6 protein-coding genes are annotated in these 5,762 nt (G+C 45.2%); 5 read left to right on the top strand and 1 reads right to left on the bottom strand.

Features of this window, described 5'->3' with window-relative positions; translation table 11 throughout:
* Positions 1-167: 167 nt before the first annotated feature.
* Together grxD and GY843_RS17655 are read left to right on the top strand one after the other, a co-directional pair.
* Positions 168-503, top strand: a complete 336-nt coding sequence (gene grxD / locus GY843_RS17660; protein ID WP_297311561.1) for a Grx4 family monothiol glutaredoxin — start codon at positions 168-170, stop codon at positions 501-503.
* A gap of 89 nt (positions 504-592) precedes the next feature.
* On the top strand, positions 593-1,195 hold the full coding sequence (locus tag GY843_RS17655) for a peroxiredoxin (protein ID WP_297311560.1): 603 nt from the start codon (positions 593-595) through the stop codon (positions 1,193-1,195).
* A 72-nt stretch (positions 1,196-1,267) separates the two neighbouring features.
* Here the strand turns inward: GY843_RS17655 and rnt are convergent, their stop codons facing one another.
* Positions 1,268-1,897, bottom strand: coding sequence for a ribonuclease T (rnt, locus tag GY843_RS17650; RefSeq protein ID WP_297311563.1), 630 nt, complete (start codon positions 1,895-1,897; stop codon positions 1,268-1,270).
* Between the two features lie 176 nt (positions 1,898-2,073).
* Here rnt and GY843_RS17645 point away from each other — a divergent pair, with 176 nt between their 5' ends.
* The 3 genes from GY843_RS17645 to infC all read left to right on the top strand — a co-directional run bounded on the left by GY843_RS17645 (position 2,074) and on the right by infC (position 5,729).
* Positions 2,074-2,931, top strand: coding sequence for an OmpA family protein (locus GY843_RS17645; protein WP_297311559.1), 858 nt, complete (start codon positions 2,074-2,076; stop codon positions 2,929-2,931).
* Between the two features lie 303 nt (positions 2,932-3,234).
* The gene (gene thrS, locus GY843_RS17640; RefSeq protein ID WP_297311558.1) at positions 3,235-5,151 is read left to right on the top strand and encodes a threonine--tRNA ligase; all 1,917 of its coding nucleotides are present in this window, start codon (positions 3,235-3,237) and stop codon (positions 5,149-5,151) included.
* A 74-nt stretch (positions 5,152-5,225) separates the two neighbouring features.
* Positions 5,226-5,729: a translation initiation factor IF-3 gene (gene infC, locus GY843_RS17635; protein WP_297311556.1), complete on the top strand. Its 504-nt coding sequence runs from the start codon at positions 5,226-5,228 to the stop codon at positions 5,727-5,729.
* Positions 5,730-5,762: the final 33 nt, after the last annotated feature.

Below are 5,762 nucleotides of genomic sequence, written 5' to 3'. Positions count from 1 at the left end.
TATTTGATTAGCGCAGAATTGCTGCTTAATTTGTAAACAATAGGATTTTTTTATCGTAGTCATAGGTAAATCTAAATATACATTGCCAGAGTAAAATGGTCGGATATGTGGTAAATTGTTCGTTACGGCACGCAAGTGCTTCCGGCATTAATGTTATAGGTGTATGAATGAGTGTAATTGATACCATCAAAGAGCAGATTGAAGGCAATGATATTCTGCTTTATATGAAAGGAACTCCTCGCTTTCCTCAGTGCGGTTTCTCCTCTCGTGCTTCTGAAGCTGTGATGGCCTGTGGCGAACGTTTTGCTTTTGTAAATATTCTGGAAAATCCTGAAATTCGCGCAGAACTGCCAAAATATGCAAACTGGCCGACTTTCCCTCAACTGTGGGTTAAGGGTGAGTTGATTGGTGGGTGTGACATTATTTGTGAAATGTCAGCGAGTGGTGAACTGGCTGAATTGATCAAAGAAGCTGCCCCTGCGGAAGATCAGGAATCCGAATAATTTTAGATAGTGAACGCTTGATTTTATAACAGCCTTTTCTATCATAAAAAACCTAAACGCTAGATAGCACATAACGGAGAAATAGCATAATGGGCGTACTTGTAGGCAAACAGGCTCCTGACTTTACAGCACCAGCAGTACTGGGTAACGGTGAAATCGTTGACGCATTCACACTGTCTGAAGCGGCTAAAGGCAAGAAAGCGGTAGTATTCTTCTACCCACTGGACTTCACTTTTGTTTGTCCATCTGAGCTGTTGGCTTTCGATCACCGTATCGAAGAGTTCAAAAAGCGTAACGTTGAAGTAATCGGTGTATCTATCGATTCTCACTTCTCTCACAACGCATGGCGTAACACGCCAGTGAACGAAGGCGGTATCGGCGCTGTAAACTACACACTGGTTGCAGATATGACTCACAGCATCTGCCAGGCTTATGACGTTGAATCTGAAGGTGGCGTTGCTTTCCGTGGTTCTTTCCTGATCGATGAAGATGGTCTGGTACGTCACCAGGTTGTTAACGATCTGCCACTAGGCCGTAACGTTGACGAAATGCTGCGTATGGTTGATGCTCTGGCATTCCACCAGGAGCACGGTGAAGTTTGTCCAGCGGGCTGGAACCAGGGTGATAAAGGTATGGACGCATCTCCAGAAGGTGTTGCGAAATACCTGTCTGAAGAAGCAGACAACCTGTAAGAATCAGCAAATTATTTGCTAATAAAAAAACCCGCTGTTTAGCGGGTTTTTTGTATCTAAAGTTTGTTGCAGTTACTGATCGTAGTCATCATATTCATCGACCATTTCCCAGCCACCTAGTTCTTTCCAGCGATTTACAATAATGCAAAACAGCTCTGCTGTTTTCATGGTGTCGTAGAGTGCTGAATGGGCTTTTTTGCCATCAAAATCAATCCCTGCAACTTGGCATGCCTTGGCTAGGACCGTTTGCCCGAATGCTAAACCCGCTAAGGTTGCTGTATCGAAGGTGGAAAAAGGGTGGAACGGATTGCGCTTAATCTCTGCGCGATCTGAAGCCGCATTAACGAAGCCCTGATCAAAAGAAGCATTGTGGCCTACGAGCACTGCGCGTTTACAGTCGTGGGCTTTAATCGACTTTCGAATAGGCTTAAAAATAGATTCCAGCGCTTCTCTTTCAGGAACCGATTCCCGTTCTGGGTCGTAAGGATCAATACCTGTAAAATCCAGAGCGGATTTTTCCAGATTAGCTCCTTCAAAAGGTTCCACCTGAGCTTCATAACTCTGGTCGATGATCAGAAAGCCATTTTCATCCATGGTCAGTGTGACGGCGGCTATTTCCAGTAGTGCATCGGTTTTAGAATTAAAGCCCGCGGTTTCAACATCCACAACAACAGGTAAGAAACCACGAAAGCGGTTAGCCATAGGATGTTTCATATCAATGAGATTACTCAAGTGTAGCCCTTACTTGGCAGAGGGTTTCCGTTTAATATGGAGGGTATTCTAGCAGTGGAAAGCTAGGCACTCCAATCGGATCTTAAGATCTTGTGCCATAAGCCGATAATTAACTGATAGAGAAACTTTTTAATGGGCGATTTCTAGTGTTTCAACGTTTTACTGTTGCTGTTTTTTTTACTCTGTTTGCGATTGGTTTGCAGGCAGCAACATTTCGTAGCTCTATAGATGATAGTAAGTGGGAGCTTGAAGCTTCTAAATTTAGCTGTCGTCTCAGTCAGGTGATTCCCTCTTTTGGTAATGCTGTTTTTGAGCATGAGGCCGGAGAGTCTGTGCGCTTTGTCTTAAAACCCACTGAAAATATTCACTTTCAAAAAGGTGCGCAGTTGGTTGCCGAGGCTGCTCCGTGGCAGCCAGGAGTGACACCCAGGAAAATTACAGCAGTAAAGCCAGAGCATCTCTCTGGTGATTTGAATGTTGAAACTAAGCACGCCCAAAACATGTTGGCAGCTCTATATAAAGGGATGATGCCCACTTTCACTGCGTCGCAGTGGTATGGCACTAATGAATCATTACGTGTTTCCGTATCAGCGGTGAACTTTCAATCCGCCTATACGGATTATGTTGCCTGTACTGCCGGTTTGTTGCCGGTGAACTACCGTCAGGTGGCGCGCACAGCTATTCTGTTTCCTTCAGCTGCATGGCGCTTGTCTGATTCATCCCGTGAGAGATTGGAGCTAATCGGTCTCTACGTGAAAAATGATGACAGTGTTAAAGGCATCTATGTGGATGGGCACTCAGATAATATGGGGCGTCGATTGATGAACCGTGACCTTTCTAAGCGTAGAGCAGAAGAGGTGACTGCTTATCTGATAAACCTTGGTTTGGACCCCAATATGATCACTACACGTTACCATGGTGAGCGTTACCCTGTTGTGAAAAATAACAATAAGGAAAACCGTGACCGCAACCGTCGTGTAACCATTCGTCTTGAGAAAGACTAAACATTGGCGTTTTGCACATTTTTATTTCTTCTTTGTGGTTAAATCCGTTTGTTAAATGAACTTTATAAAACAGTGATGATTGGTGCGCTGTTTTAATGGGTCTATTTCAACTTTAAACATCCTTCTTTATACATAAAAAACATGTGCTTAGCGCCATATGAAAGTGTGGGCTAGCTCCGTGTAGGCATTTGCCCTATAATCCGCGCACCCCGCCCCGTACTTGGTTTGTACGACATCGGGTTAAAACGAATTTTTACGAAGTGGCCTTACGTATGGGTCACCACTGAAGCTTAAGGATTTAACATGCCTGTAATTACCCTACCTGATGGTAGCAAGCGTGAGTTTGCTAACCCTGTTACTGTATTTGAAGTTGCTGCTGATATTGGCGCTGGACTAGCGAAAGCAGCCCTGGCCGGTAAAGTAGATGGTCAGCCAGTGGATACCTCTTTCACGATCGAAAATGATGCAGATCTCGCAATCATCACTGCGCGTGATGAAGAAGGTCTGGAAGTTATTCGTCATTCCACTGCACATTTGATGGCAATGGCGGTGCAGGAGTTGTTCCCAGGTGCTCAGGTAACCATCGGGCCTGTTATTGAAGATGGTTTCTATTATGACTTTGCTTACGAGCGTCCGTTTACGCCAGAAGATCTGGAAAAGATCGAGAAGAAAATGGCTGAGCTGGCGAAGCAGAACCTGCCGGTAAGCCGTTCTCTGATGAGTCGTGATGAAGCGACTAAAATGTTTGATGAGATGGGCGAGAAGTACAAGGTCGAGCTGCTTGAAGCTGTGCCAGATTCCGAAGACCTTTCCTTCTATTCCCAGGGCGAGTTTATCGATCTATGCCGTGGTCCTCATGTTCCTTCAACAGGCCACATTAAAGCTTTCAAACTAATGAAAGTGGCAGGCGCATACTGGCGTGGTGATTCCAACAACGAAATGTTGCAGCGTATTTATGGTACTGCATGGGGTGATAAGAAAGCGCTTAAAGCTTATCTACACCGCCTAGAAGAAGCGGAGAAGCGAGATCACCGTAAACTGGGTAAACAGTTGAACATGTTCCACCTGCAGGAAGAAGCACCGGGTATGGTGTTCTGGCATCCGAATGGTTGGACTCTCTACCAGCAGATCGAACAATACATGCGTGCTAAGCAGCGTCAGCATGGTTACGATGAAATCAAAACTCCGCAGGTTGTTGAACGTACTTTATGGGAAAAATCTGGGCATTGGGATAAGTTCTCAGAAGAGATGTTTACTACGCACTCTGAGAACCATGATTTTGCTATCAAGCCAATGAACTGCCCTTGCCACGTACAGGTATTTAATCAGGGTATCCGTTCCTACCGTGATCTTCCGCTACGTCTGGCTGAGTTTGGTTGCTGTCACCGTAATGAACCATCTGGTGCATTGCACGGCATTATGCGTGTACGTGGCTTCGTACAGGATGATGCACATATCTTCTGTGCTGAAGACTCTATTCAGGAAGAAGTGGCGCGTTTCATTGAATTTTTGGATGAAGTCTACGCAGACTTCGGATTTGAAGAAGTTATCTACAAACTGTCTACACGCCCAGAGCAGCGTGTGGGTTCTGATGAAGTTTGGGATAAAGCTGAGAAAGCGCTTGCTGATGCGCTGGATGCAGAAGGCCTGGATTGGCAGGAACTGCCGGGTGAAGGCGCTTTCTACGGACCTAAAATTGAGTTCTCACTGAAAGATTGCCTGGGTCGTGTATGGCAGTGCGGTACTGTTCAGGTTGACTTCTCTATGCCGGGTCGTTTGGGTGCACAGTTTGTTAATGAGCAAGGTGAGCGTGAAACTCCTGTAATGTTGCACCGTGCAATTCTGGGTTCATTTGAACGTTTTATCGGTATTCTGATCGAAAACTTCGCTGGCGCTCTACCAACTTGGTTGGCACCTGTACAGGCGGTAGTCATGAATATTACCGACAAACAGGCAGATTATTGCGAAAAAGTTGTCCAAAATCTTGAAAATAAAGGTTTCCGGGCTGAGTCGGACTTGAGAAATGAGAAGATCGGCTTTAAAATTCGCGAGCGCACTTTACAGAAGGTTCCTTACCTTCTTGTGATAGGCGATAAAGAAGTAGAGGCAGGTACCGTCGCAGTACGTACCCGTACAGGTGAAAATCTGGGAACTATGCCTCTTGAAGAATTTACAAGCCTTCTTGGCAGTGATGTCGCCAAGAAAGGTCGTCAGGACTAATAAAGTCTAATAAAAAGTCAGGAGATACGATTATCAGGCGTGATAATAGAAGGGGCGCTCGTAGAGAAGAGCCCATGATCAATGAGAACCTACTTAAAGTAACTAAGCAGTGCAGACTTATTGGTCCAGACGGAACACAGATTGGCATCGTACCGGTAAATGACGCTCTTGTGGCAGCACAGGAAGCGGGACTTGATCTGGTTAAAATATCTGAAGCTGATCCCATCGTTTGTAAAGTGATGGATTATGGCAAGCATCTTTATGAAATGAAGAAGCAGAAAAATGAAGCCAAGAAAAAGCAGCATCAGGTCCAGATCAAGGAAGTGAAATTCCGTCCTAATACGGAAGAAGGGGATTATCAGGTCAAGCTACGCAACCTGATACGTTTCCTTGAAGCAGGAGATAAAGCCAAGATAACACTGCGTTATCGTGGCCGTGAGATGGCTCATCAGGAACTGGGCATGCAGTTACTCCAACGAATCGAGAAAGATTTGGAAGAGATGACTGTAGTTGAACAGCGTCCAAAAATGGAAGGTCGTCAACTGGTCATGGTCTTAGCTCCGAAGAAGAAAAAGTAACTCGTTACTTGTCTTAACCCGTGACTGACTTGT

It is taken from the genome of Neptuniibacter sp. (genome assembly GCF_024231755.1).
GTDB lineage: Bacteria > Pseudomonadota > Gammaproteobacteria > Pseudomonadales > Balneatricaceae > Neptuniibacter.
Note: the sequence above shows the minus strand (reverse complement) of the source record. Positions and strands in the feature narration are given on the sequence as shown.